The 26,662-nt window shown below is 29.3% G+C and carries 27 protein-coding genes; 24 read left to right on the plus strand and 3 right to left on the minus strand.

The window, feature by feature from the left end:
* Positions 1-457: 457 nt before the first annotated feature.
* The 9 genes from OREMA_RS18990 to OREMA_RS0116605 all read left to right on the plus strand — a co-directional run bounded on the left by OREMA_RS18990 (position 458) and on the right by OREMA_RS0116605 (position 9,790).
* Positions 458-625, plus strand: a complete 168-nt coding sequence (locus OREMA_RS18990) for a hypothetical protein (protein WP_018250366.1) — start codon at positions 458-460, stop codon at positions 623-625.
* Positions 626-811: 186 nt separating this feature from the next.
* Positions 812-1,339, plus strand: a complete 528-nt coding sequence (locus OREMA_RS0116570) for a hypothetical protein (protein WP_018250367.1) — start codon at positions 812-814, stop codon at positions 1,337-1,339.
* A gap of 39 nt (positions 1,340-1,378) precedes the next feature.
* The gene (locus OREMA_RS0116575) at positions 1,379-1,624 is read left to right on the plus strand and encodes a hypothetical protein (RefSeq protein ID WP_018250368.1); all 246 of its coding nucleotides are present in this window, start codon (positions 1,379-1,381) and stop codon (positions 1,622-1,624) included.
* Positions 1,625-1,762: 138 nt separating this feature from the next.
* Positions 1,763-6,202 carry a phage tail tape measure protein gene (locus OREMA_RS0116580; protein WP_018250369.1) on the plus strand — a complete coding sequence of 1,480 codons (4,440 nt, stop codon included), beginning with the start codon at positions 1,763-1,765 and terminating at the stop codon, positions 6,200-6,202.
* A gap of 112 nt (positions 6,203-6,314) precedes the next feature.
* Positions 6,315-6,872 (plus strand): GIY-YIG nuclease family protein, encoded by a 558-nt coding sequence (locus tag OREMA_RS0116585; protein WP_169331542.1) that lies wholly within the window; start codon positions 6,315-6,317, stop codon positions 6,870-6,872.
* A gap of 152 nt (positions 6,873-7,024) precedes the next feature.
* The gene (locus tag OREMA_RS0116590) at positions 7,025-7,249 is read left to right on the plus strand and encodes a hypothetical protein (RefSeq protein ID WP_018250371.1); all 225 of its coding nucleotides are present in this window, start codon (positions 7,025-7,027) and stop codon (positions 7,247-7,249) included.
* A gap of 284 nt (positions 7,250-7,533) precedes the next feature.
* Positions 7,534-7,836 carry a hypothetical protein gene (locus tag OREMA_RS18045; protein ID WP_018250372.1) on the plus strand — a complete coding sequence of 101 codons (303 nt, stop codon included), beginning with the start codon at positions 7,534-7,536 and terminating at the stop codon, positions 7,834-7,836.
* The gene (locus tag OREMA_RS0116600; protein WP_018250373.1) at positions 7,817-8,167 is read left to right on the plus strand and encodes a type II toxin-antitoxin system PemK/MazF family toxin; all 351 of its coding nucleotides are present in this window, start codon (positions 7,817-7,819) and stop codon (positions 8,165-8,167) included. The genes OREMA_RS18045 and OREMA_RS0116600 overlap by 20 nt, the downstream gene beginning before the upstream one ends.
* 510 nt (positions 8,168-8,677) lie before the next feature.
* Positions 8,678-9,790: a hypothetical protein gene (locus OREMA_RS0116605; protein WP_018250374.1), complete on the plus strand. Its 1,113-nt coding sequence runs from the start codon at positions 8,678-8,680 to the stop codon at positions 9,788-9,790.
* 392 nt (positions 9,791-10,182) lie between these two features.
* On the opposite strand, the gene OREMA_RS0116615 is transcribed toward OREMA_RS0116605, so the two are convergent.
* Positions 10,183-10,503 (minus strand): hypothetical protein, encoded by a 321-nt coding sequence (locus tag OREMA_RS0116615; protein ID WP_018250376.1) that lies wholly within the window; start codon positions 10,501-10,503, stop codon positions 10,183-10,185.
* Positions 10,500-11,156, minus strand: a complete 657-nt coding sequence (locus OREMA_RS0116620) for a hypothetical protein (RefSeq protein ID WP_018250377.1) — start codon at positions 11,154-11,156, stop codon at positions 10,500-10,502. The genes OREMA_RS0116615 and OREMA_RS0116620 overlap by 4 nt, the downstream gene beginning before the upstream one ends.
* Positions 11,157-11,629: 473 nt before the next feature.
* Here OREMA_RS0116620 and OREMA_RS18050 point away from each other — a divergent pair, with 473 nt between their 5' ends.
* From OREMA_RS18050 to OREMA_RS0116640, 4 genes are all read left to right on the plus strand, one after another.
* Positions 11,630-12,157 (plus strand): restriction endonuclease, encoded by a 528-nt coding sequence (locus OREMA_RS18050; protein ID WP_018250378.1) that lies wholly within the window; start codon positions 11,630-11,632, stop codon positions 12,155-12,157.
* A 221-nt stretch (positions 12,158-12,378) separates the two neighbouring features.
* The gene (locus tag OREMA_RS0116630) at positions 12,379-13,110 is read left to right on the plus strand and encodes a DnaA N-terminal domain-containing protein (RefSeq protein WP_018250379.1); all 732 of its coding nucleotides are present in this window, start codon (positions 12,379-12,381) and stop codon (positions 13,108-13,110) included.
* Between the two features lie 72 nt (positions 13,111-13,182).
* Positions 13,183-13,614: a hypothetical protein gene (locus tag OREMA_RS0116635; RefSeq protein WP_018250380.1), complete on the plus strand. Its 432-nt coding sequence runs from the start codon at positions 13,183-13,185 to the stop codon at positions 13,612-13,614.
* Between the two features lie 121 nt (positions 13,615-13,735).
* Positions 13,736-14,866 (plus strand): InlB B-repeat-containing protein, encoded by a 1,131-nt coding sequence (locus OREMA_RS0116640; protein WP_018250381.1) that lies wholly within the window; start codon positions 13,736-13,738, stop codon positions 14,864-14,866.
* A gap of 70 nt (positions 14,867-14,936) precedes the next feature.
* Here OREMA_RS0116640 and OREMA_RS0116645 read toward each other — a convergent pair whose 3' ends face one another.
* Complete coding sequence (locus tag OREMA_RS0116645; protein WP_018250382.1) at positions 14,937-15,137, minus strand: helix-turn-helix domain-containing protein; 201 nt, start codon at positions 15,135-15,137, stop codon at positions 14,937-14,939.
* Positions 15,138-15,502: 365 nt separating this feature from the next.
* Here OREMA_RS0116645 and OREMA_RS0116650 point away from each other — a divergent pair, with 365 nt between their 5' ends.
* The 11 genes from OREMA_RS0116650 (at position 15,503) to OREMA_RS19000 (ending at position 26,593) form a co-directional block, all read left to right on the plus strand.
* Complete coding sequence (locus OREMA_RS0116650; protein ID WP_018250383.1) at positions 15,503-15,856, plus strand: hypothetical protein; 354 nt, start codon at positions 15,503-15,505, stop codon at positions 15,854-15,856.
* On the plus strand, positions 15,856-16,848 hold the full coding sequence (locus OREMA_RS0116655; protein ID WP_018250384.1) for a hypothetical protein: 993 nt from the start codon (positions 15,856-15,858) through the stop codon (positions 16,846-16,848). The genes OREMA_RS0116650 and OREMA_RS0116655 overlap by 1 nt, the downstream gene beginning before the upstream one ends.
* Complete coding sequence (locus OREMA_RS19275) at positions 16,848-18,407, plus strand: type IV secretory system conjugative DNA transfer family protein (RefSeq protein WP_018250385.1); 1,560 nt, start codon at positions 16,848-16,850, stop codon at positions 18,405-18,407. The genes OREMA_RS0116655 and OREMA_RS19275 overlap by 1 nt, the downstream gene beginning before the upstream one ends.
* 11 nt (positions 18,408-18,418) lie before the next feature.
* Positions 18,419-18,970, plus strand: a complete 552-nt coding sequence (locus OREMA_RS18745; RefSeq protein ID WP_244871517.1) for a replication-relaxation family protein — start codon at positions 18,419-18,421, stop codon at positions 18,968-18,970.
* 260 nt (positions 18,971-19,230) lie between these two features.
* A complete protein-coding gene (locus OREMA_RS0116670) occupies positions 19,231-20,238 on the plus strand; it encodes a ParM/StbA family protein (RefSeq protein ID WP_157280107.1) in 1,008 nt (335 codons plus the stop codon).
* Positions 20,214-20,630 (plus strand): hypothetical protein, encoded by a 417-nt coding sequence (locus tag OREMA_RS0116675; RefSeq protein ID WP_018250388.1) that lies wholly within the window; start codon positions 20,214-20,216, stop codon positions 20,628-20,630. Before OREMA_RS0116670 ends, OREMA_RS0116675 begins: the two co-directional genes overlap by 25 nt.
* A gap of 116 nt (positions 20,631-20,746) precedes the next feature.
* Positions 20,747-21,628 (plus strand): RpnC/YadD family protein, encoded by an 882-nt coding sequence (locus tag OREMA_RS0116680; protein WP_018250389.1) that lies wholly within the window; start codon positions 20,747-20,749, stop codon positions 21,626-21,628.
* A gap of 241 nt (positions 21,629-21,869) precedes the next feature.
* Positions 21,870-22,820, plus strand: a complete 951-nt coding sequence (locus OREMA_RS0116685; protein WP_018250390.1) for a tyrosine-type recombinase/integrase — start codon at positions 21,870-21,872, stop codon at positions 22,818-22,820.
* 597 nt (positions 22,821-23,417) lie between these two features.
* Positions 23,418-23,555 carry a hypothetical protein gene (locus tag OREMA_RS18995; protein WP_018250391.1) on the plus strand — a complete coding sequence of 46 codons (138 nt, stop codon included), beginning with the start codon at positions 23,418-23,420 and terminating at the stop codon, positions 23,553-23,555.
* Positions 23,556-23,778: 223 nt separating this feature from the next.
* Entirely contained in the window at positions 23,779-25,038 is a 1,260-nt protein-coding gene (locus OREMA_RS0116695) for a hypothetical protein (RefSeq protein ID WP_018250392.1), read from the plus strand.
* 1,387 nt (positions 25,039-26,425) lie between these two features.
* Complete coding sequence (locus tag OREMA_RS19000) at positions 26,426-26,593, plus strand: hypothetical protein (protein ID WP_018250366.1); 168 nt, start codon at positions 26,426-26,428, stop codon at positions 26,591-26,593.
* Positions 26,594-26,662 lie beyond the last annotated feature (69 nt).

Here is a 26,662-nt window from a genome sequence, read left to right on the forward strand (position 1 = left end):
TTGATTTCTCACTAGTAAAAACACTATTAAATATGTGATATAGTATTATGAAAGATAAAAAAGTGCATAAAAAAGTCTTGAAAACTCGTCTTATAAGTGAATAAGTTAATAATCCTTTATTATAATTACTAATTGACTGTTATATTAATTATTTCAGTTTTATAGTTGATTTTTTTGAAAAAATCTCCTATATATATGTGTAAAAGTTGATAAGATAAAAAATATCTTAGTCTTGCATAAAATGACATTTTCAACTTGTATCCATTATATAAAGTTAAATATACATAATTACTTGTAAAGTTTCCAAAAAAAGTTGATTATTAATATGTGAGGAATGAAGAAGATTATTTAATAAATGCTTATAAAATTAGCAAAAAACCTCGTATATATAGGTGTAAGGATTAAAGGTTAATATTTTTTTATCTAAAATTCTAGAACTTGAAAGGTGGTGAGTTACATGAAAGAGAACATTCAATATTCAAAGTTTGATTATGAAAAGAGAGCATTGAGTAATTCAAGTTTATTTATTTCAGCTAAATTGAGAAATAAGCTTGGATGGGGATTAGACCAGAAATTAAAGATTTATTTCGCTGAAGGTGGTTTAGTAGTCAAGAAAGCTATTTAATTTTTTTGCCTATAGTTCTAGAACTTTATTGAAAGGTGGTGAAGTTGTTGAGAACACTAAATCTGATATCCAAATTAATTGATTTTAGTTTGTATGGTTTGTTGTCATTAGTCATATTTAGCTTAGTTTTATGTTTGCTTTAAATTTTCAGAATATTCAAATAATAATTGAAGGAGAGATGTAAATATGGAATTGAATCAGTTAGATCAACTATTAGAAGTGTTTAGCGACGAGGAAGTAAGATATAGAGTTGGTGTAGATGAAAAATTTGGAAAATGTGTGGTCATTAATGAGGGTGAAAGTCGCTTAGAGTTAAAAGGAGAGCCAGAAATCAAAATTATGATAGATGATGTGTGGGAATTAACAGAGCATGGTGTAGGAGAATTAGACGACACATTTTCAATAGTAGAAGATAAAGAAAAGTATGTACATATAGATTATGTTGATGAAGTGTTAAGAAAACTAGATGATAACCTACATAAACATTATGATTATTTTGTTAACAAAGATGATATGGTTGTATGCGAATGTTTGAAAACAGGAAAATCATACGAGTTTGCATATGCTACTCAAATATTGGATATCGGTTTACTTGATTCAGACAGTGAAGATGTAATAGTTTACATGGAATTGGATATGACAGATAATCCTTATGGCGATGAGGATAGTTTTACGTGGATTTTAAGAAGTGACGAAATATTTAATGTTATTTGATAAATTTATAAAAAAATTAAAAATGGAAGGGTGATAAAAATGGACAAAAAAGAAATAGAAACTATCAAACAATTAGAAAGAGAAGTAATTGAAATATTAAGAGAAGGTTACGAATCTACTAGAGAAGATGTATTAGAAATGACTGATAATATTAAGTCAGCAAAGGAAATGGACGAATCAGAAACACAGTTAATACTAGATAGCTACAAGAATACAGTCACACTACTATTAGATTCATTGAACTCTACTATTAATATAGCTGAAAAACTATCAGTTAGAGATTAGTCCGAAATTAAATAAAATCAGAAAATATTCCAAAACCGTAATTATGCGGTTTTTTTATATTTTTTGTATAGAAGAAAGGTGAAATCAGGAATGGGGAGGGGTTGAAGAAATTAAAAACAAGAAGAGGTGTCAGAAAAAATGGATGCAACACATAATTTGGGAATTGGAATATCTAGTTTTGGAGTCAACGATGTATTATCAGATTTGAATCGCATGAAGAAGTCAATTAATGATATAACAAAAACTACAAAAACTGCTAACGATATCATTAAGAATAGTACAAGAAACACTAGCAGATCAGTCAAAGAAGTAAATAATGCGTTCAAGAAGCAATCAAAAATTATTGGAGATAATAGAAAACAAATTAATAATACTATTAACTCGACGTCAAAATTAAACAATTCAGTCAAAGAAACTAAAAAACAAACCGAAGGAATTCATCGTCAATACAATAAACTAGCGAAATCTTTCTTTAATGTAGCTCTTTGGAGTGCAACATCCGGAGTAATTTTTGGGGTTGCTAATTCTTTGAAAGAAGTCAAAGATACAATAATTGAGATTGATTCAAATATGATAAATCTCAATAAAATATTAGATGTTGGAGAAAGTCAACTAAACTCTTACAAGAAAGCAGCTGTAGAGATGGGTGACGAATTTGCTACTCAGATAGATAAAGTAATTAATATTCAAGAAGAATGGAGTCGATTGGGACGAAGGCAGGGATTAACTGAATTAGCTGATGTTTCTTTAATGGCACAGAACATAAGCAATCTCTCAAGTGTAGAAAGTGTGAAGATGCTTAATGCTGCTCTTAATCAGTTCGATATAGAAATTAATCAAGCTAATACTGTTCTTGACCAATGGAATGAGCTTTCTAATAACAGTTCAGCAAGTACCAGGGATTTAGCAGAATCAGTGAGCAGAGCTGGAATTGATGCTAAAACAGCAGGGATAAGCTTAGAAGAGTTAAATGCTATTACATCAACACTGAAAGATAATTTGGGAGATTTTGACGGCAGTCAAATCGGAAATGCATTAAAAACGATCTTTAGCAGAAGCAAGAGTTCAAAATTTGGAAACGAATTGCAAAAAATAGGCATTGCTATTCGCAGTAGCAGTGGAGAATATCGCTCTTTTATGTCGGTCTTAGAAGATTTGAATAAAGTTTATGACAGTTTGAATGATGTTCAACAAGAATCGATTAGCTTAGCCCTCGGGGGTCGTCGACGTATCGGAATCGTTAAAAATCTCCTCCAAGACTTTAATAAAGTATCTGAATATACTGAAATAGCTCTCAATAGCAACGGTTCAGCCTTACGAGAACAAGAGAAAGCTCTTCAATCTATATCAAAGCAATGGGAAAAAGCAATTGCTAAATTTGATAAAGTTGCAATAAGTTTAGGGGATAGTGGGCTTAAATCAATTATGTTAAATCTAACAAAAGGTATGCAGAGTTCATTGGATGCTATTAATGATATTATAGTTGGATTTGGAGAAATGGGCACGGGTGGTAAGTTGCTCATTAGCATACTAGGAACAGCAGGTTTAGTATCTGTTCTAATCAAACTAACCAACACTATCAGAAATGCAACAATAACTGCCGCTGCCTTTAAATCTATTATGACCCCAACATCCTTATTAATTGGTAGTTTGATAACAGGTATCACCTTATACTCTTTAAAATTAGGGGAAGAAAAGAGAGCCACAGAAAAATTAATTGAGGTCAAAAAGATACTTAATAAAGTCAGGAAAGAAGGAGCAACACTATCTAAGTCAGAGTACACAACAGCAAAAGAAGAAGTAGAAAACTTAAAAAATAAGATGGAAAAATTAAAGAAAGCAACTGAAGAATATTATAATGCATTGAATCAACCACGAGGTGTAGTATTAGACCCTGTAGCAGCAGCTAGTTCGTCTAGTAGACAATTACAGAAACTAAAGAAAGAATTGAAGACTATATTCCCTGAATTTAAGGATATCAATGACCCTAAGAAGATAATTGAAGAGTTGAGCAAAGTATATAGTGAATTAAATACTAAACTATCATCTAATATTGCATATCAAAGTGAATCAGCTAAGAAAGTATTTGACTCAGCAATGAGTAGAAAAGAGCAATTAGCACAACTTAAGCATCAAATAGAAGCATGGAAAAACCTTAATATCCAAATTAATAGCAATCAAGACTTGACTCAACAGCAAAAGCAGAGATACAAGACATTCACAGAGATTTTAAAAGGGCAATATCAGCAACTAAAAGGCTTATCTAATGGTGATTTTGCCAATGAATTAAACAATATACTTAATACTCAAACAAATAGCACTAGTAAAATGGTTGAAGATGCTAAGGATAAATTATTATCTTACAAATCAGATTGGACAGAGATATTAGATAATCTTAAGCAAGAATATAATCAAGCTATCAATAAATCATTATCAGAAGGTACTAATATTCGCTTTGCTCAAAATTTGAATAAAGATTTAAAAGATAGAATGGATACAGTTAAGCAATATATCACTAATATTAATACTCAATTAGATTCTCTTGATAGAGATGTAGTGTTCCAAGAATTTTTGATCAGTAGTGAAGAGAAATTTAAGATATTTAAAGATGGTGTATATGCTAATCTAATAGATCCCCTTCAAAAATTCAAAGATGAACTTAGCAATATTAATAAAACTTATAAAGCTAGTATTGAAGGATTGAATATCAAAGATAAGTTGTTTAATTTAGATAAATCAGACTATAACAAACAACTTAAACAGATACTTGACAATAGAGTTGATTCTCTTATTACTCTTAGTGCTGACCTGAAGATAGAGAATTTTGCTGATGTCAAAGAAAAATTAAATGACGAAATTAATGAAGCATTAAGTAACACTAATATCAGTGAAGAGAGAAAGACAGAATTAGAGCAATTACAAGGTGAGATTAATAAAACTGGTAGGGTGTCCCAACTTAGAGCCGACATATTGAACACAATTAAGTCAACTAAATCAGAGTTAGATAAAGTTAATAAGAAAATAGAATTAGAACAATTCAAGAATGATATTGATTCAGCTACTAAGAGTTATCAAAATCAAGAAAAACAGATAAAAGCAACAATTCAACAACTAGAAGAATACAAGAAATTAGCTGAAAATAATGGATTAGATACAACACTATTAAATAAGGGCATCAAATTGGAACAAGGGAAACTTAAATTACCCAAAATTACAGAACAAATTGAGGATTTAAATAAAGTAGTCAATCAATTTGATAAAGAGAAATACCAATATGCGTTGACTATACCAAACAAAGAAATTAAGAAGATTAATAGTCAATTAGATACATCACAACGATTAAAAGAAGAATTAGACAACTTGTATAATAATGGTTTCATTAGCAAAGAAACATTTAATCAAACTAAAAAAGATTTATATACAATGAAGAAAGATACAAAATATTACTTTGATTGGTTAAAAGAACATACTGGTGAGTTAAGGAAACAATTAACCATTAATATTGCTGATGGAATTGCAGATGGTTTTGCTGATGTTGATACAGACGAAATCACTAATAAGTGGAAGAGGTTTATTGAGGGGTTAGGTAATAGCTTGAGTAATATTCTTCAAAATGAACTAGCAAGTAATATAATAGGCAAAAAACTAGCCGATATGAATCTATTTGGTTCAGATGCTTCTGCTGGTCAATATGCTAGTGCTATACAGCAAGTTGGTTCTAGTATAAAAAAATCAACTGGCGAGATGTTAAGTACAAGTATAGGCATGGCAGTGGGTACGATGCTGGGAAGTCCTGAAATTGGAGCAGCACTAGGCTCGATGCAAGGGTCAATTTTTTCATCCCTATTTGGTTCAGATAAAGGCGAAGATCCATCTTTAGTCAAAAACCTCAAAAAGCAAGTTGAAGAGGCTCGTAATTTCTTGTCAGATTTTAATTTAGAAGAATTTATTCCAAAAGTTGATGCGGAAGACCGAAGCTCAGCATGGGGTAGTTTTTGGGGCTCTACGGATTGGGTTATCAAGAATTATGAATCGGTAACTGAAGCACTGGAAGAAATATACCCAAGAATTAAACAGACGATTAGCAGTCTATCAAGTGGACTCAATGACGCCTTAGCTTCTTCAATTTCATATAGTGAATTGTATAGCAGTTGGGAATCTACTATTGGTAAAGCTCTTAGAAATTCACTTCTAAGCACAATTACTGATTCATCTCAATACAAGGAAATGGTGGGTCGTATCACTGAAGCCACAGTTAACGCAAGTCAGGATATGTACATAAGTGATAAAGAGTTAGCAAATATCAAAGAGATATACGAGAGTAGCAAAAGCGACCTAGGCGATTATTATGACCAGGTTCAGGGCGTTGTAAGCGAATTTGGTTTAGATACAGATGTAGATAATAGTACGAGTACAACACAAAGTTTCAGTGCTGGAAGCTCAACCAGCATGACATTTAACAATTCCGCTCATCTTCATACAAATTTATTTATGGGGACGGATTTGGAAATGCGTGAAACTGTAGATAAATTGTTGCCATACATTCAGGAAGGTCTATCAAGAGAAGCAGGTAATTAAACAATTAAATATCACTAGTCAAGAAGTAGTTGAGATTAATTTCTCTTCTGCTTCTTTTTATTTTAAGTTAAATTTTCAGAAAATTAAAACTATTAAGAGGAGAGATTTAATGATGACAAAATCTGAAATAACAAAAAATACTATTAAGTTAACCATTTATGGAATTAAAGATAAAAGAACAGATGAAATTAAATATATTGGTCAAACTAGTAATCTTACAAATAGAAAATATAAGCATTTACATGAACATAATCGACCTGTAACTCAGGAAATTTATAGAACTGGTGTCGATAACATAGAATTTGTAGAGCTTGATGTAGTTGGTTTTGATGAAGTAGCAGAAGCAGAAAAAAGATATATCAAGAAGTATGATACAAAAAAGAATGGATGGAATCAGAACGATACTTACAAGCCTATTAGCATTGAAGGGCGTCGTAAAATTAGCAAACTGAAGAAGGGGAGAAACAACCCAATGTTTAAAGTAGATTTTTCACAGGAAGAATTAAAAGAAATGTTTGAACTTTATTACAATAATCAAAAAGAAACAATTAAGAAGTTAAGTGAGAAGTATAATTGTAGTCCTGCTACTATTTGCAATATACTGAACTTTAAACATTTTCTTTCTCGTGATAATGACCAACTTTTAGAAGAATATAGTGATGTAATATAGCACCTCACCAGAACGCCACAGACGGCTTTTGAGAGGTGTTATTTCTATTTGTATGTTATTTGTATTACTAACATAATGAAGTGGTTATATCAAGGTTACAAAGGGGTGTCATGGAGGTTGTGGCATCCCTACAAACATAAAGGAGTGGTATGATGACATTGAACGATATTACAGATCGACAAATTAACCAGTTTAAGCAGTTAAGTGAGATTATGATTAAAGTATTGCAAGAGAGTGAAAATCAAGAATTAATGTCAGAGGTGTACGAGCGATTAGATGAAACTATTGTTGATATCAGACGACTACATAACCTCAAAATTATGATTAATGAACATATCAGAAAGAAGTCTAATGATAAGCATGATACAGGCTCATAGAAAGGCGACACAGGGGTTTGTTAGTGGTATAGGTGTAAAACTATTACTTATGACTTAGAATGGTCATATGGTCGTTTGAGAAGGTTTGAATAGATTTTCATGTATCTATTAAGTAAAACATTAATTTAGTTTAATTGTAAAAATTTATTAAAAATCTTTACGAAGCCTAGTGCTAGTGATATAATGAAACTAACGTAAGTTATATTAAGTATTATTTTTAATAAAACTTACAATATCTGGTTATATTGTTACCAAGTAAACATAAAATGTGTTGAGGTGATAATATGACTAAAAACAAAGATGATAATGAAACTAAATTAAATCAAAAGGAGGAGGATAATATGTTAGCACGAGTTCCTAAACCTAAAATAAAATCTATGGATATAGACCAGATAAAAAGATTTAAGAGAATTAAGTCTTCTAAGAAAAAAACTATTGAGGAAATTGAGAAAGAATTAGGATTTGACAAAATCGAACCAGTTCAACTAACTCCTTCTGATGCTAAAGCAATGGAAGAAGATGGGGATTATTTTGATGAGTGGTATGAGGAAGAACTGAGAGAATTTTATGAAAAAATCAAAGATTGAAATAATAAAAGAATTAAGAAAAAATGCCAAACATGGAGAGTTTTTTCTTGCAAAGTTTACTCTTCCTAACGGGAGAAAGAGAAAAGCCCCTGTTCTTATTATTAGTGCTGAGCATAATGATAAAGAAGATGTTGTGGTTTGTAGTTGTACAGGTCAGCCTGCTAAGACTTCTTTTGATATTTTGGTCAAATTGCGTAGAGATACACATGTAAGAACAAATAAAATATATACCATGTCAAGAAATCAATTATTATTTAAAATTCCTCAAACTTTAAACAAAGAACAATATAATAAAATTATTGAAAAGATAAAGTTGGCTTTAAAACTTTAATGAGATGTACAACTAATCCACCTTAAATGGTGGTTTTTTGTTTTAATATATTAAATTTAAAGTAGCTGAATAGGCTACTCTTTTTTTATTTACAGTTCTAGACTTTTAATTGAAGAATATATAACATCCAGAACAGTCTTATGCGATTTATCGCACGTAGCGAAGCGAAGTTATGTATTTGATGTCAACGAAATCAATTTCACTACCATTAGAATAGACTAATATTTTTTTGCCTGATTTTACTTTTGGTGAAGGTTACATAAAAAGAGTGTACCCTATATGTATTATTATCTTAATTGATAATACTCTTAGCAGAGCATGATTTTTATATTTTGCCACAGTAAAATAACAAAATCTTTCTTTGATATATATTATTATTTGATTATTATTATTTGTGCTTATTCTTTGATAGGGGGGTAGATTTTATATAGTCGGTGTGTTATACTATATAAGGGGGGTGTTTTTTGCATAGTCGGTGTGTTTTATAGTATTGAATAGGAGGGGTTGAAAATGACTAAAGCTGGGTTTGTAGAAGTGCCAAATAGGTTGATAGCAAGAAAAATAAAGGCAGATGGTAGAAATGTGATTCATAAAAAATTGTCTTATGCTGGTAGAATAGTTTTAATTGGATTAGTAGATTACAGTAAAAATTATGGCTATTGTAATTATAATAATTCAGAACTAGAGGACTTATTAGGCATCAGTAATATAAGTAAATATATCAAAGAGTTAGAAGGTTATAAGTATATCAAAGTAAGCGAATTGAAAGAAGAGAATGTTAGAAGTATCACACCGAGATTTTTTTACGGTGTAACACATCAACAAAGTGAATATTTAGAAAAGACTAATTTGAAAGAATATTACAAAGAAAAACTAACTAAAGAAGGGTTTACACCAGTACCAAAGTCGGTTATTTATAACAAAGATATAAATTATCAAGATAGATTAATTTATATTTATTTGTTGAAGTTAGTAAATAATAATAAAAAATTCAGAGAATGTTGTTATCCCTCGTATGCTTCAATCAATCTAATGTTAGGACTTGCAGACGGAAGCAGGACTATCAGAGAACCTTTGAAAAGGTTGGATGATATAGAGGTTAATGGTAATAAGATATTGATTAGAGAATTAAAGTCAGACAACAGAGGTTATTATTATTATCCACTTTGCAGAGTATTGAAAGAGGGCAACAAATATAAAGTCTATTTTTTAGATGAAGAAGATTTAAAAGTTAGAGAAGTAGAGAAAACAAGAGAGGAATTATTGCAGGAAATTGAGGATTTGAAGAAAGAGAACAAGAGGTTAAAAGAGTTGCTAGAACAGCAGAAAGAAGTTAAAGATGATAATGGTTCAGAGGAACTAAAACAGAACTTTCCAACCAATGAAGATGAAGAAGAAGTAAAAGAGAAAAAAACTAGGGTTGTTAATGATGAAATAAGGATTATTGAGCATTATTGGGATAAATACGAATTTAATATTAGTGTTCTATCAGATAAACATAATCTATCAAAAGAACAACAAAAAGAATTAAAAAATCAATTTGAAACTCTATCAGACATTAAACTTTATGATTGGCTTGAAAGTAAAATTGGTGATAAAATAAAAGAATATAAAATTGATTAGTGAACATTCCCGAGCTTTTGCCGATTAGATTACTATGCTATCCCGAGATATTGCCGAGGATTCCTATAATAAGCCTAATATATACCCAAATAATAATTCACCAATTAATATTCCAAACCAAAATAAACTAACTCTAATCATAGCTTTTACTATTGCATCAAGAAAAATATCAAATAGAGAGAAATACACGTTATTACACCACCTTTATCGTTGGTGGTTTTACTCTTTCCAATAATATCCCATATCAGGTCTATGAAACCCCTCATAAACCGTCTGAGCAGTTCTGAGTACAATTCTATAGATGAGTTTATTAATACCATTCAGAAAGCCAATATAACCGTCAGAATTGAGGGTAGAAATAGTACTATACATATAGATTTAGAATTATTTATCTATTCTGATCTACTCTTTACAAATTCTTCGTCCATTGCCTTTTTTGTATAGTTGTACAGCATTTCTTTATTTCTTTGTAATGAAGCTGGTATTAATAATTCTCCTTTTTCGTTTTCTTTGAAACTTACTTCATAATATTTTAAAATAATTTTCATATTTTCTTTAAGTTTTTTACTATTTACTTCGGGATTCACTTCGTATTGTTCACCGTTCCATTCTGTTACAGGAATATATTTAACATATAGAAATCGATTCGAAATAAAAGAAATTAATACTAAGATACAAACAAATAATAATATTTGATATAATTTTTTTCTCACACTCCATCACTCCAGCTGAATCGCCCCAAAGGAAGTCTTGTATCAAAAGAAGTGTTTAAATATTTATACCACTCCGAATACATTTTATATGCTCTAGCTTTATCTTCATGCTCTAATCTCTTAATATCTGCATCAGCAATAAGCCCATATCCAGGAACGATAGTTCTTAATCCAACATGCCAATTGTATTCGTCATGCCATCTATGGTGTAATTTCCCTTTGATAAAGGCTTTGCCATTCTTTATTTCAATTCTAAATGATCCTGTAGTAGTTAAAGTAGAATTTCCCGAAGCATAAAATAATTCTTGAGTACTATAACCTCTACCATGAAAAGAAATTAGTCGGTCATAATAATCTGAATAATTTTTATGTCTTCCTTCTTTCAAATTATTAATTTCTCTTAACAAATCTCTTTGAAATCTAGTTTCGTTGTCTTTTTCAGCTCTTTTAACTTTTTGAAATTGTCTCAACCAGCTAGATTTAATTTTTTTCTTAGATTTTCTACCTCTTAAGTAGTCTTTTAAGTTGCTTGCAGCTACAAAATGACCTCTTTTTCTAGCCTCAACAACCATTGATTCCATCATTTTTTTAATTTCTTTTATCGAACTATTGCTATCTATAGCCGATACTTCATATACTTTTCTTTTTCTCATAATTAGCACCCCTTATGTTGAATTTAATCTAGATACAATAATACCATATATTAGTCATAGATACAAAATAAACAAAAAAAGAATTAATATAGTCAATTGTTAATACCCCCATAGGGTATATTGGTAGGGATTAAGGTTAGGGTTAATCAGAAGGTGAGATCCTGGACATATTTACATCAACTTGACTAACTAGTCAGCTTTTTTATGATGTGAGATACCCCTGTACTTCCTATTATAGCAAGGGTTTATAGTTATTATTCCATCCTATTAATAAGAATGATAATTAATATTACTAATAAAACATATCACTAAAAGTGATGTGAATTAAGTTACATAACGGAGTGAGGTGACAGAAGTGTTCCATACCCCCTTAATTTAACCGTATTCGTTATATATAGTACGATATTTTTAGGTATCGCAATACATAGTTTCGCACATTATATTAGTATCTTAAAATAATCGGAGCTGATATTATGAATGTTTCAATAGATAGAGTAGAAAAAGGTATTAATAATAGATTTCAAAATTTAGACGGTTATGAGTTTGAAGATTTTATTGCAGATCTGTTTGATAATAAAGGTTATTACGCCTTCTCAACTAAAAGTAGTAGTGATTTTGGTGTGGATGTACTAGCTAGTAAACCAGGAGAGAGAATTGCGATTCAATGTAAAAGGTATAAGTATAATAATTCTACAGGAATCAAGGCGATTCAAGAGGTAGTTTCAGGGAAGCCTTATTATAAAGCTGATAAGACTATTGTTATTACGACCTCTTACTTTACTAAATCAGCCAAAGAATTAGCAGAAATTCATAGTGTTGAATTATGGGATTGGAACATATTAAAGAAAGAAGTTATTGAAGAATATCTAACTAAATTTAAATCTAAAAAAGAAATGGAACAATATATCAAACCTAAAACTTTAGGTAATTACATAGATGATATTCTTTTTAAGGTAGCAGTATTTGTTATAATTATAGTTTTGTTTGCTGCTGCTATATAAAATAATTTAATAAGTTTAAATCTTAAAGAGTAGTTAATTCTACTCTATTTTTATTTTTGTACTTTAGAATTAAATGAAATAAGCATATCCTATCCATCTATATTATTCCTTATATTTCTATATATGTAGAAAAGTATAATTATTTGAAAAAATAACTTACAATCTATGATGATTTAATATATAATTAAGAAAAATACATGTTGATTAAAGGGGTTATTAAAATGAATAAAGATGATTTTAATGCTGTAAAAAGTCAATTAGGTGCTTTAAAGAAATGGACTAATCATATTGATAAAGGTATTTATAACATTGAGAAGAGAATTGATAAAGAAAAAAATAAAGTTGGTATTACTGTAACTGATGAAATTAATAATCAAATAGATATATTAGATGGACATTTAAAGAAAATGGCAGAGTGGATTGGTAGAGGTAAGATAGATAGATTAACTGGTGAAATTTCAAGTGCTAAAGGTCAATTAAATAGGTTGAAGAGAATGATAAATGATTGTAAAAGTCAAGAAACTATGGATAAATTTAATGAATTATTTTGTGATAAAGAAGATGAAAATAAAGTAGACGATAAACCTTCTTTTGAGGATAAAGAGGTTGATTTTAATAAGTATGAAATAGAAAGAATAGAAAATTTAAAGAAGTTTATTGAAGAAAATAAATGTTCACAAGAAGAACTAGATAAGATGTGGAATTTAATTCTTAACCAAATATCAAAAGAAATATCTTTACCTAGCTTTAATACTTGGTTTAAGCCTAATAAATTAATTGCTAAATGGAGTAACATCTTGGTCGTTTATGTTCAAACAGAATTTGCTAAGGATTGGTTAGAAACTAAGTATGAAAAGTTATTAAGTAAAACTGCTTATGAATTGTTTGGAGAGTTATATGATTTTAATTTTGTAAGTGACGAAACTTTAGAGAGGTTAAGATTAGATGATTAGATAATTACACAATTAAATGTATCAGACTCCAAATATGGATTCTGTACTTTATTAAGTTGAAGCATTAAAGAGGTGATAGCAATAGCATATTATGTTTATAGACTATACTCAAAAGAAACTAAAGAAATTTTTTATATAGGAATGACTAATAATTTAATTGTTGGAGTTCAAAAGAAGTATAATGAAGAATACAAAGGAGCAGAATATTTCGATTACGCTATCCTTGAAGATTATAATCTAGCAATAGCTTATAGAAGATACTATAAACATATTCTAGACAATAAGAAACCAATTCCTCCAGGAAACTTATTAGAATTTGGGAGAAAGATTAAGATAGATTTAGAAGCTGAATTAAACAAATATGCTTTTGATAGAGAACAATACTTTGATAGTCAAGAAGAGTTATTAGCTGAGTTACTACAAGTAACTAAACAAATGAGAGAAGAGATAGAATTAATCCAAGAAAATTTTAAAAATCATACTCATAATTTAATATTTAGATAATGCTAAACTAAACAAAGATGATTAGAGTAGCGATTAAGCTACTCTTTTTTAACAAAATGAAGGATATTATTAACTATAGAAGAATAAATAAGTATATTAACTAAAAAATAGGGGTGATAAAGTGAAATTACATAGCAAAAAAATATTAATAATTGGATTAAGTATGCTAATAATTGTTATTTTAGCAGGATGTAATAAACCTATGCATAAAGTCAACATTAAAATTGAAGGAAAAGGGGAAGTGGCAAAAGATGTAGTTAATGTCGTTGACCAAGAAAATATGATTCAAGAAACCGATATTTATCCTGAAGGGACTATGTTATCATTAACTCCTATCCCTGCAGAAGGATGGAAATTTTCAGAATGGGATGATTATGGGGTATTATCTTCTCCAATAAATTCTACTTGGCAAGAAAATCAAACTTTTATAGTTTCTAATGATGTAATTTTAAAAGCTAAATTTATAAAAATTCAATCTATAAAGATAAATATTGATGGTGATGGGGAAATTTACAGATATTTTTCTGATCAAAATCCTACTAGTGAACCTTTGCAGTTAATTAAAATGGATGAAAAGACAAAATCTTATAATCATAGTTTTGCTAAGAATACTAAACTAAACCTTATTGCGTATGCTCCTGAAGGTTGGGTATTTGATTATTGGGAAATTGAAAACAATAAAAAGAAGACAATTAACAAAGATATTAAATTAAATGTTGAATTGGATAAAGATAAGAAAATAAAAGCAATCTTTTCTAAAATGAAAGAGCCATTAAATGTCACTATTAAAGGTTCAGGTTATATTTATAAAAAGAAATTAGACAATAATAAAATTAAACTAGTTGCAATACCTAAAAAGGGTTGGGAATTAAAACAATGGACAAAAGGTTTAAAGGGTAGTGAAGTAGAAAAAGTTGTGTCAATAGATTCTCAAAAGAATATTGGTCTTGAATTTGAAAAACAAAAAATAAAATTAAAAATATATCGTAGCAAATTTATTAAAAATATAAAATTAGATGGTGAATTAATTGGATCAGCAGAAGAAAACACAGTAGATACTACTGGTGGAGAACATTATATTGTGTGGACAAAATATACAGTAAATGGCTATGGAGAAACATATACAGAAGCTAATTATAGAAAGAAAATAATAGTTTCAAAAGAAAATAACACTTTAGGAATATATAATGAAAACATATATAATAAAGATATTTTTGATAAATTCTTAGAAATTGAAGAACTAATGTACTAGAAGAGCATCCGAAAGGGTGCTTTTCTTATTTTTTGACATAAGAAAGATGCTATGTATTAATAGCACCTTATTAATCTTCTATATGCTTCATTATCTGACCTGGTTGAAGTCCAGTTGCAGAACAAATTTTATCAATCATTTTTAAACTTATAGGTTCATCTTTTCCTATCTTAGTAACAGTTGCCCAACTGATACCTGCTTTCTCCTTCAAATCTTTCTTTTCCCATCCCAAATCAATCATTTTCTTTAATAAAGGTTTATAAGTTATCAAATCAATCCCTCCATTTTATTTATATTTCATTTGCTAAAACTTATGTTACCCACCTAATGTAAAAATATACCTGTAATATTCCAGAGAAATAATCTATATTCTTGTATTAAAGAGAATCATTCTAGTCAACGCAGTAATATTAAAGATAAATATAGACTGATTGATGATAAGAGGAGAAAAGTTTTCTTCTCTATTTTTAAGATTTCTTCATAACACAGGTTGTTCTCCTAAGATAGCACAGGGGGTTTTTAGGTTTAAACCATTGCTACTAAAGGGATTTGTCGAGGGTGGTCTATAGGTGAAAAACTATATGTAAATAGTGATTTACAATTAATTTACTTTTATCAGAGGAAGGTGAGGTAAAGATGATGGATAATGTGTTTTGGGAATTAGTAAAGGAGATTTATCCTTTGTTTAGCTTGTTTTGTTTGTTGCTAGGAATTAAAAGGTTAGCAAAAGGTGTGATGGATAGAATTAATGGAGATGAAGATGCAATAGGTGATGCTTTAAATGATATTGTTGTTGGATTTTTCTTTCTTCATATGTTACTAACAATAGTTACTTTTATATGGTATATCAATAAATACGTAGGTAGTAGAGCAGAGGAAGTTGTAAAAGAAGTATTTGGTCAAATAGGTCAAAATGGTGGAAGTGGAACTGGTGAAGCAACCAAAGAAGCGACAAAGGAAGCAATGAAACATTTAACAGGTGGTAAATAATGAATTACCTTAAACAGAAACTTATAGAGGTTTGGAAAGCAATGGGTAATTTACCCCCTGAAGCCTTTGGAGGTCATGTAGTAAATTTAACAGATAAACAGAACTTATTAGATAGATTGGCAGAATGGCTTTATTCCTTGATTGTTGGAATGTCTGAATTCTTTCAAGAGATAATTCTTTCGACACCAACTGCATTTCTTAATTCAAAAGGATTTATAAGAATATATGGGCAGATTAAATTAATTAGTTGGGCAGTTTTGGCACTTGTATTGATGCACATTGTTTATTTAACCTTACATGAAGATTATAAAGTTGATTATGAAGATTTAGTAAAAAGATTGTTCTTTTTTCCTATAGTTGTAGAGATAGCACCACATTTAATGGTAAAGTTGATAATATTTTATAATAAAATTATTGAAACTGTGGTAGATACTCAAAGTTTACTTGTTCCTGAAAAGGCAAGGTTTTCGACTATACTTGCTTTAATTTTCTTTGTGGTCATCTTCATTTGGCAGTATTCAAAGAGAATATTTGAGTATTTTCAAAGAATAGTCCTCTTATTATTCTTTAGTGTTATAATTCCTATTGTTTTGGCATTAAGGTGTTCACCTTCTTATGCTGATGTAGGAAATTGGTTGTTTAATAAGATAAATGAAATAATGTTAATACAGGTAGCACATGCACTTGTTATGACTTTAGTAGGTGCAATAATATTTACAGTTAGTGAAGTCAGCTTTTGGTGGACATTAGGATTACAAGTTGGTTCTTTAGGGGTTATGGGTAAACTCGAAAGCATTGTTAAGGAAATGATGAATTGTAGAACTAATCCTTATAAAACTTATAATCAAACTAAAGAGAATACCAAGAAAGGATTTAAGCATAGAAAGAAACAGTATAAAGATCTGAAAGGTAAATATGAAACAGGAAAAGCAGTTCACACTAATACGAGGGCGTTATTTAAACTTTATAAAAAAATCAGGGGGAAAAGTTAATGAGTTTTAAAGATAGGTTAAAAGAAGAAGGCATTAAATATGGTAAGGTTGCTTTAGGTGTTACTGTAAGAGCGGGGAAAGATATATTAAAAGAGTTTAGTAGAGGATTAGGAATAGAACCCGATAAAAGTCAATCTGATACTGCTGAAGGTAAACACTATGAAATACCAAAACATAAGTCAGGAACTCTTTATGGAACAACTAAGAGTGGATTTGGTAGTAAGAAACTCTATTTTCCCAAAGGTGATTGGCGACATAAGTTGATAATTGGTGGAACTGGTACAGGAAAGAACACTATGGCAGAAAATATTGTAGTTAATTGTGATCATGGTGTTTGTTTTGCTGATACCACCAAAGGAAAAAGTGTAGATAAAATATTAATGGCATCATCTGAAGAAAAGCTTGAAAAGACAATTGTTATTAACCATACCATTAGAGAAAGACCATTGTCAGTAGGAACTGTAAAAGGAACGAGTAATGTATTTGAAAATGATATGTTAGTAGCACAGTGGGAAGATTTCTTTATTCAAAACTTTGATATTGCTGATAAATTCAGGACTAGGAAACTTATTAAGTATGCTATGAAAGCCGTATTTTCACAAGAAGGAATGACAGTTCTTGATGTGGTTAAGTTTGTAGAGAATGAAGATTTCAGAACTCACATTGTTAATAGTTTAAGTAACGAGTACAGAGAGGTTAGGAAGTACTGGAACGACTTTGAAGGGAAGGACAACAAGCAAAGTATTATTGATCCTTTCCTAAATAGAGTAGGGAATATTGAAGGCGATACCATACTAAGAACTACACTCGGTCAATTACCCAAGCAAAGGTTAGAATGGGATAAGTGGGTTGATGAAGGTTACACAGTTTTATTGAAGATACCTGAAAAAAACCTTCCTGCTGAAGCAGTAAAGATTATTACATCATTGCATATTATCAGCATTTGGAAAGCTTGTCTTAATCGTGGTGATGTATTTAAGCAACCTAATAAACAGTTTAGTGTTATTCTTGATGAACCCCAAGACTTTTTAGGAACTAATACAAAGACCATTGATAATATCTTTTCTAAAGCTAGAGCATATCGCATGAACCTTATTTCTTTATTTCAATCAGCAGAACAGATTAAAGAGGAAAGTCAGAAGTTATGGAAGGTTATGTTGCATAACCAGCCAGACATTATAGCCCTTTCCTATGCTGATATACCCGATTTTAAAGGGTTTGATTGGGATAGTCTAAAGCAATGGGAATTTTTGGCGAGGGTTGAAGGTAAAAAGTTTATTGGCAAGTCATTAAATCCTGTTAACTCTAAAAATAGGGTTCAAAGAGATAAGAGGGAAGTAAATAAGATTATTAATAGATTTAAAAATAAGTACAACAAGGATTATCAATTAGTTCTTAATAACATAGAGAGGAGGACTAGAAGATGGGAAGAAGGAGCAAGTATCAGAGAGAAGAAGATGCAAAGGTCACTAGAAAATGGTACAGAGAGAATGTCAAGCACAGACTCACAGACAAAGACAGAAGAATCCTCCAGTTCATCCATAAGCACAAACTGGTAACGAATTATCAAATTAAAGAAGTATTCTACAAAAAGAATACATCCATTAAGAATTGTAACAGAAGATTAAAGATATTATTTCATGATATGCAGTGCATCGATAGATACTACCCACCTGTAGATAGTGGTAGCAGCAGACAACATCTATTATTAGATAGAGCTGGTGCAATGGCAATTAATATTAGTCCTTTCTATAAGTTAAATACCCCACCTTTGAGATGGAAACACCATGTATTAGTTGCAGAATTCGATATAATGGCACATAGTAGAGGATTTGGTTGGGGTAAATTAGAACATAAAATAGCAAGTCAACAAGCAGATCTATATTATCCATCTTATAGGATGGCTGTAGAGATAGACACTGGTAGTGAGTCGCACAAGACTTTACTTGATAAAATAAAAGGTTACAATAGAACAACTGATTTAAAGTATCTATTATTTATTACTGATGGTGGAGAAAATAGGATTAAATTATGGAAAGAGAATGTAAGGAAAGGTATTAAATTTGCAGGGTGTAAGTTTGAAGATGTAGATAAGTTATTAGATATGATAAAGAATAGCTAATCCGAAATATAGGATTAGAAAATGGCTTATGTTAGTTGGAAAGTGTATCTGTCATATGATGCCCCCTACCCTTTATATAGTGGGAGAGCCTTCAGAAGACTTACTCCTTTACTGAGAATGGTTACTAGTTGTTATGGCGGGGAATGCCCAATGGGTATTATGTTAAAAAATAGTTTGACATATATTAAACTTATGTATTATAATTGTATTATGATAGTTAAACGGTTGTTAAACAAAAATTAAACAAGAGGTGATTAGTGGTGAAGATTTCAATTGATTTTGGTCATCATTCTATTAAAGGAATCAATGAGAAAGGTGAAGAGGTTTATTTTCAAAGTGTCGTTAGTGAAGATATGGAACAAGTTGATTTAAGTTTAAATTTAGGTATTGTTGATGAAGATTATATCAAAGTTAAGACTGACGGTTCTGAATACTTAATAGGTCAATTGGCTTTAGATGAAGGTGATATAGTCATTCATAATAACTTTGAAGAAGACTTTGCAAGTTTAGAAACAGAAGTATTGATTAAGACTGCTATTGCAAAGTTATTTACTCCTGAAGAAGATTGGGAACAAGAAGTAGAATTATTGGTTACTATTCCTGTAAATCAGTATTATCGACACGCTAAAGACTTCGCTAGAATCTTTGAAGATAAGAATATAAACATAGAATTATTTGATTTCAAAACTAATAAATATGTATCTAAGAAGTTTAAGATTAGTACAGTAGATGTTAAACCACAAGGCTTTACTGCTTTGTTAGATTTCGCATTAACTGAAAATGGACAGATTGATGAAGTTAGAAAAAGATTTGTTGGGGGTAATGTAGTAGTAATCGATGTCGGTTTCTTTAGTGTAGATTTATATCAGACAAAAGCTCTAAAGCCTGTTAAAATCAATTTAATCAAAGCTATTGATGGTATGCACTATGCTTATACTCAACTAGCAAAAGTTATTGCTAATAAGTTTAATATAGTCAAAGAGCCTTATGAGGTTGAAGAATATTTTAGAATCAAGAAGGTAAATGGTGTAAGTATTGAGTCAGACATTAATAAAATTTTAGATAAATTAACACGACATATTGTAAGTCAAATTAGAACTACTCTACCTGATTATAAAGAGGTAGATAATTTCTTACTAACAGGTGGAGGATCATATCACTTAGCAGAACATATTGGAGAAAAAATTACTAACTTAGAGGTACAGGAGGAGGCACTATTAGCAAATGCAAGGGGTGGTTTGAAATGGCTGAGGAGACAAGCAAAATAAAGGGAACTAGATTAAGTGGGGAATTATTAGAGTTTGTAGAGTCACAGAATAACTCTTCTGAAACTATTAGAGATTCAATCAGATGTTTTAAAGTAATTAATGAAGAATTAGACGGTAACTATGAATATCATATATCGAGAGCATTAAAGTTATATAAACAATACTTATCTAAGATTGAAAACTTAGAAATTAATATTGTATCTAATAATACACTTGACGATTCTAATGCGACTAAAATTATAAATAATAAATCTATAAAAGAAGCTGCAAAAGATACTACTAAAGATATTAAAGAAGAGGTTAAAAAAGATAATCAAGATAATAATAGCATCGGGATTGATGGTCAAGATATCAGTTTAGAAGAATTAGATAACAATTTAGATAATTTTTAATTATAGTAAACCACTTATATATACATATTATAGTAGGTGGTTTTTTCTTTTTTAAAAATAAAATTAAAATATGATATAATAGGATTATAGTTAATGGTTTTGGAGGGGAATTCTATATGGTGCGACAAATGCCCGATTTATTATGGAAAGAGATTATTGAAGAGTTATTTGAGGACTTTTTAAAGTTTTTTATGCCTGATTTATATGCAGAAGTTGATTTTAGTCAAGGATATGAGTTTTTAGATGGTGAGTTAGCCAAGATAATGGATAAGACTTTAAAGGGCAAGAAGATGGCTGATAGATTGGTTAAGGTTTACTTAAAAGATGGTAGAGAGAATTGGATTTTAGTTCATTTAGAGGTACAAGGATATTATGAAGCTGATTTTAGTGATAGAATGTTTAAATATTTCTATCGGATTTACGATAAGTATGATAGAAAGATAGTGGCTTTAGCTATCTTTACTGAGGATAGAGAAGATTATAAGCCAAGTAGTTTTAATTATGAATTTCATGGAACAAAGTTAAATTATGAATATAATAGTTATAAGATTTTGGAACAAGAGGAAGCAGAAGTATTAAAGTTAGATAATCCTTTTGCAATGGTAATTTTAGCGGGATTATATACGTTAAAGAGTAAAAGAAAAGATTATTTAAGGTATGAGTTTAAGAAGAAGTTATTTAAATTATTATTAGATCGAGGTTATAGTAAGAAAAAGATTAAAAATATCTTTGAGTTTTTAGATGGGATCTTATTTTTACCTAATGACTTAGAATTGAGATTTAGAGATGATATTAAAGAAACTATCGGAGGTGATGAAACCATGACTAAAGAGTTGACTAATCTTTATCAGGTTGGGAAGTCAGAAGGGATTTCTGAAGGTATGGTGAAAGTTGCTAAGAAGTTATTAAAAAAGAATATGGATATAGATGATATAGTAGAAGTTACTGAGTTATCAAAAGAAGAGATAAAAAGAATTAAAGAACAAGCTCAGCATTAATTTATAATTATAATTTTTGATTAAGCAGCCGTGAGGTTGCTTTTTTTATTTGCACTACTCAAACCCAAAAATGAGCATTGGGAAACAAAAACTTCCGTTTTAGATTTCCCCAAGAAAATAATTCATGTCCGTTAATATTGAATAACGGACACATTTTATAAAAAATAATGGACACGTTATTGACAAAACGGACACGAATATGTTATACTAAATATAACAACAGATAAAGGGGTTGAGAATAATGATGAATGAAATAATTAACAATAATAACCAATTAGCAGATGGATTTAATCCTGAGCAGACAATAGATGAATTTTTAAGAAGTCAAGATGTAAAAGAGTCAACTAAAAAAGGATATAGAAGGCAATTAAGACCATTTTTCAGATGGTTAGAAACTATTGACAAAAATAATGCTTTACAGAGAGAAGATATATTAGAATATAAATTATACTTGAAGAAAGAAGGAAAGTCAGCAAGTACAATTAATGCTTATCTAACAGTTGTGAGAAAATTTTTTAAATGGTTAAGTAGTAAGAATCATAACATAAATAACATAGCAGAAGATATTAAGAATGTTAAGACTAGTCAAGAACATAAGAAGTCAGCTCTAATAGATAGTCAAGTTAAAGAATTACTAGATTCAATTGATATCACTAAAATAACAGGGAAACGAGATTATGCAATGATTAAGACTATGTTATTTTTAGGATTAAGAACTATAGAAGTTAGTAGATTGAAAATTAAAGATATAGAACCTTATATGGGGCAGATGTCAATAAGTATTCATGGTAAAGGTAGAGAAGAAAAGGATCAGAGAATGTTTATCCATGAAGATTTAATGAAGTCTATTCATGATTATTTGAAAGCTAGAGAGGAAGACGATAACGAGGAAGATTATTCAGAAGACGATTATATATTTATATCTCATGCTACTAATAGAAACAGTAAACAGTTAACAACCAGAAGTATTAGAAGAATAGTAAAGAAATTGTTAAAAGGGATAGGGTTAAACACTAGAAAATATTCAGCACACTCATTAAGACACACAGCAATCACTAAAGCTGATGAAATAAGCAATAATCCACGATTTACTCAAAACTTTGCTAGACATGCAAGATTTGATACTACCACCAGATATATTGCAGAAAGAAATAAATTAGAAAATGCAGTAGAATTGAAAATCCATTACTAACAGCAGGGCGATCAGTCCTGTTTTTTTGCTGATAAGATACAACCTCGTTAAATTAAGTTAATAATTCTATTAATTAATAACTATTTCACACTCTAAGTAGCTGTTTCATTTTGAAGTTACTTAGAGTTATTTTAGTTTTGATAAGTATCTAGAAATAAAAATGCTTACATAACAAGGTTTATAAACATTCCACTAATAAGTTAAAATAGTTTTGATAAGTAGAATAACATCATTTATAAGGTCTTTACAACTGTAAGATAATCGATTATAATAAATAGTGACGAATGTAATTTATTCCAAAAAATTAAATAGAAAAAAGGACACCCTTCGCTAAAGTTGCGACCAACAACTTTTGGCGATTCGCAGATGAGACACCAACTCTCAACTACTAGAGCATCCTTTTTTATTATCTTAATGTTATAATAACATAGATATTATACTTTATCTAGTATTATTTGTCAAGTATTGATATGTGTTATAACTTAACATGATAGTAAAATAGATTGCTCAAATTAAAAAGCAATTTTTAAGTAGATGAGTTTGGCTCGTCTGTTTAAGAATTGCTTTTTTCTATTTTAACAAAGGGGGTGAGAATTCATGGAAAGAATCAACGACAAAGTATTAGAAATTAGTAACAAGTTAGAGTTCACTATTGCTTTTGATGGCGACAGCGAAGATATGGTTAATGAAGCTATTACTGAAGCAATTGAAGAATTACAGCAACTTCAACAATAGTACAAGCATTTTGTTTTAAGTTAATTTAAATTGATTTAGAGCAAATTTAAACATTTTTTATGTGATTTTAATTAATTTTAGGCTAATTTAAAAAAGAGAATAGATGAGCTGCTACTCGTCTATTCTCTACCCCAAAATTGAGGAGTTGTTTTTATATGCGATTATTTTCTACTATTATTATATCAAATATCATGATATTTAGTCAATTAAAGGACGATTCATTATGCAAAAACTGATAAATAGTATAATGAACATTCAAAATAGTAAAGATCTCAACTTAGTTTTAAATGATATTACTAATTTGAATATTTCTCAAAATGATAGGAACAAATTAATCAAAAAAGCTAGAGAAATATTTAATAATATTCAAGCTAAGGAAGAAGATATAAAAACTAAAGAAAACAACAACAACATTAATAACAATATTGTTAGAATGGTTGAAAACATAGCTGTTAAGCAAATAAAGAATAATAATATAGATGATTCCACTTATAGTCAAAAACTAAACGATAGGTTAAATAGCAGAAAGGAAAACAAAATTAATTTAATCGAATTACATCGAATAATTGATAAGATTAATCATTCGGATAATAAAAGTATTAATAATTTTGAAGATGCTATTTTAATTCCTATGAGCTATTGCGAGAAATTATATAAATCAGCTACTAGTATATATGCTTTTCTTATACTTATGTACTTAGTTAAGAGAGCCAAAGGGACAGGTGTAGTAAATAGAGCTTCATATAGCCAAATAAAGGACTATCTTGATGTAAGTACAGGAGCTAATAGGAATTTACAAAGAGGATTTAATGATTTAGAAAGAATGGGGATTGTAACAATAGATAGAAGTCAGAAACATAGTAGATATGTATTAGTTAACTATCTTAAACTAAAAACTAAAGGAGAAAGAGGATTCTCTCCAATTCCAGAAAATTTTATTTTAGACAATCATAGAAGATTCACCTTAAAAGACTTTAGAACTGTATTCTATTATCTCACTCATCGACATCATGATCCAAGAAATAAGAATAGTAAGCCTTTGAAATTAGAAACTCTAATGAAAATTACTAGAGGTCAGTCTTTTGAAGAGGTAAAAAGGATATTAAAAGGGCTATTAGGTGAGTTATTTGATGATGTAACCTTTACTGAGGATAGAGAAAAGAAAGGACAAAATTTAATTCATGTTGCCTTTAATAAAGCAAAATTAGGCATTATTAACGGAATCAGTATCTTAGATACTATTATCTCTAATCACTCCCAAAAGTTGCAGAAGCTCGGCACAGCTTTTATTAAAATGGATATCACTCTTAACCTGCCTAATATATTGAGAGCTATCAAAAGTAAAATAAGCGAGTTTGAATTAGATAAATTGCTGGAATGGTTAAGTACAAATAAGCAAGAGATTAAAAGTGATAGTGGCAGTGTAAATTACTTCTTCAGAATGATAGAGGTGACTAGAAATAGACTACAACCCAATAATTAACTGTAGATTTAACCTTTAAACTTAATATTATTACTCATTGCGATTTTTTCAAGAATGGCAAGTCACAGGAGATTCTATACCCATTTTTAAGTTTCTATAAAATGTAAATAAAATTTTAACTTTAGTTGGAGATTTTAATCCAACTTTTTTAATTTTTTGGTACTTTCATGTGATTATTAAGGTAAGAGTTATCAACAGAAAATAGTTTTGGTTATTAATTCAAAGGTCTTTGGTTATCAATTCATATATTATAAATCAAATATTGGTTATCAATTCAAAACTGTTCAACCTTCTAAATCCGTGATATTACTAGCTTTGTAGCAAGTCAGCGAATCTATAAAGATGTTATATTATAAAGAAAAGATAAATAATAAGTAGCTAAGCTAATATTTAATCAACCAATAGAAAGGATTAAAAAGATAGCAGTTAAGAATAAATATTATGGTCAAATAAAACTATGTCATCTATGACTTTTTGTAGACAAAATAAAGATTATTTTCGTTCACTTTATTGTAAAAGTATCAAAAAACCTCGTATATAACAGTAGATAATTTTGGATTGAAATTTTGATTAATATTTGTTATGAAAACACGCATAATTCTAGTATCAGAAGTTGATTATTACTATAAGAAAATAAAAAAATACTTATAATTTAAAATTAGATGTTGTATATAACAGTAAGAGATAATTATATTAATTATTCTCTCTATATTTATTTAATTCATTATCATACTAACTATTTTAACTTTTTGCTAATAAAAACACTATTAATTTTGTGAACTAGTTATATGAAGAGGGTTAAGTTATCGTGTTTTTTAGTTGTATCCATTATAGAGCGATAAAAAATAGAAAAAATAGTTGTAAAAAAGTCTTGAAAACTCGTCTTATATGTAGAAACAATAAAATGAGCAATTAATCATACTAATTATTTTGATTTCTCACTAGTAAAAACACTATTAAATATGTGATATAGTATTATGAAAGATAAAAAAGTGCATAAAAAAGTCTTGAAAACTCGTCTTATAAGTGAATAAGTTAATAATCCTTTATTATAATTACTAATTGACTGTTATATTAATTATTTCAGTTTTATAGTTGATTTTTTTGAAAAAATCTCCTATATATATGTGTAAAAGTTGATAAGATAAAAAATATCTTAGTCTTGCATAAAATGACATTTTCAACTTGTATCCATTATATAAAGTTAAATATACATAATTACTTGTAAAGTTTCCAAAAAAAGTTGATTATTAATATGTGAGGAATGAAGAAGATTATTTAATAAATGCTTATAAAATTAGCAAAAAACCTCGTATATATAGGTGTAAGGATTAAAGGTTAATATTTTTTTATCTAAAATTCTAGAACTTGAAAGGTGGTGAGTTACATGAAAGAGAACATTCAATATTCAAAGTTTGATTATGAAAAGAGAGCATTGAGTAATTCAAGTTTATTTATTTCAGCTAAATTGAGAAATAAGCTTGGATGGGGATTAGACCAGAAATTAAAGATTTATTTCGCTGAAGGTGGTTTAGTAGTCAAGAAAGCTATTTAATTTTTTTGCCTATAGTTCTAGAACTTTATTGAAAGGTGGTGAAGTTGTTGAGAACACTAAATCTGATAT

Origin of the sequence: Orenia marismortui DSM 5156, from assembly GCF_000379025.1 — a bacterium.
GTDB lineage: Bacteria > Bacillota > Halanaerobiia > Halobacteroidales > Halobacteroidaceae > Orenia > Orenia marismortui.

Bases quoted from the DNA above. Each gene is read 5' to 3' on its own strand.
- OREMA_RS18990 (WP_018250366.1), top strand. From the start codon at position 458: ATGAAAGAGAACATTCAATATTCAAAGTTTGATTATGAAAAGAGAGCA.
- OREMA_RS0116570 (WP_018250367.1), top strand. From the start codon at position 812: ATGGAATTGAATCAGTTAGATCAACTATTAGAAGTGTTTAGCGACGAG.
- OREMA_RS0116575 (WP_018250368.1), top strand. From the start codon at position 1,379: ATGGACAAAAAAGAAATAGAAACTATCAAACAATTAGAAAGAGAAGTA.
- OREMA_RS0116580 (WP_018250369.1), top strand. From the start codon at position 1,763: ATGGATGCAACACATAATTTGGGAATTGGAATATCTAGTTTTGGAGTC.
- OREMA_RS0116585 (WP_169331542.1), top strand. From the start codon at position 6,315: ATGACAAAATCTGAAATAACAAAAAATACTATTAAGTTAACCATTTAT.
- OREMA_RS0116590 (WP_018250371.1), top strand. From the start codon at position 7,025: ATGACATTGAACGATATTACAGATCGACAAATTAACCAGTTTAAGCAG.
- OREMA_RS18045 (WP_018250372.1), top strand. From the start codon at position 7,534: ATGACTAAAAACAAAGATGATAATGAAACTAAATTAAATCAAAAGGAG.
- OREMA_RS0116600 (WP_018250373.1), top strand. From the start codon at position 7,817: ATGAAAAAATCAAAGATTGAAATAATAAAAGAATTAAGAAAAAATGCC.
- OREMA_RS0116605 (WP_018250374.1), top strand. From the start codon at position 8,678: ATGACTAAAGCTGGGTTTGTAGAAGTGCCAAATAGGTTGATAGCAAGA.
- OREMA_RS0116620 (WP_018250377.1), bottom strand. From the start codon at position 11,156: ATGAGAAAAAGAAAAGTATATGAAGTATCGGCTATAGATAGCAATAGT.
- OREMA_RS18050 (WP_018250378.1), top strand. From the start codon at position 11,630: ATGAATGTTTCAATAGATAGAGTAGAAAAAGGTATTAATAATAGATTT.
- OREMA_RS0116630 (WP_018250379.1), top strand. From the start codon at position 12,379: ATGAATAAAGATGATTTTAATGCTGTAAAAAGTCAATTAGGTGCTTTA.
- OREMA_RS0116650 (WP_018250383.1), top strand. From the start codon at position 15,503: ATGATGGATAATGTGTTTTGGGAATTAGTAAAGGAGATTTATCCTTTG.
- OREMA_RS0116655 (WP_018250384.1), top strand. From the start codon at position 15,856: ATGAATTACCTTAAACAGAAACTTATAGAGGTTTGGAAAGCAATGGGT.
- OREMA_RS19275 (WP_018250385.1), top strand. From the start codon at position 16,848: ATGAGTTTTAAAGATAGGTTAAAAGAAGAAGGCATTAAATATGGTAAG.
- OREMA_RS0116675 (WP_018250388.1), top strand. From the start codon at position 20,214: ATGGCTGAGGAGACAAGCAAAATAAAGGGAACTAGATTAAGTGGGGAA.
- OREMA_RS0116680 (WP_018250389.1), top strand. From the start codon at position 20,747: ATGGTGCGACAAATGCCCGATTTATTATGGAAAGAGATTATTGAAGAG.
- OREMA_RS0116685 (WP_018250390.1), top strand. From the start codon at position 21,870: ATGATGAATGAAATAATTAACAATAATAACCAATTAGCAGATGGATTT.
- OREMA_RS18995 (WP_018250391.1), top strand. From the start codon at position 23,418: ATGGAAAGAATCAACGACAAAGTATTAGAAATTAGTAACAAGTTAGAG.
- OREMA_RS0116695 (WP_018250392.1), top strand. From the start codon at position 23,779: ATGCAAAAACTGATAAATAGTATAATGAACATTCAAAATAGTAAAGAT.
- OREMA_RS19000 (WP_018250366.1), top strand. From the start codon at position 26,426: ATGAAAGAGAACATTCAATATTCAAAGTTTGATTATGAAAAGAGAGCA.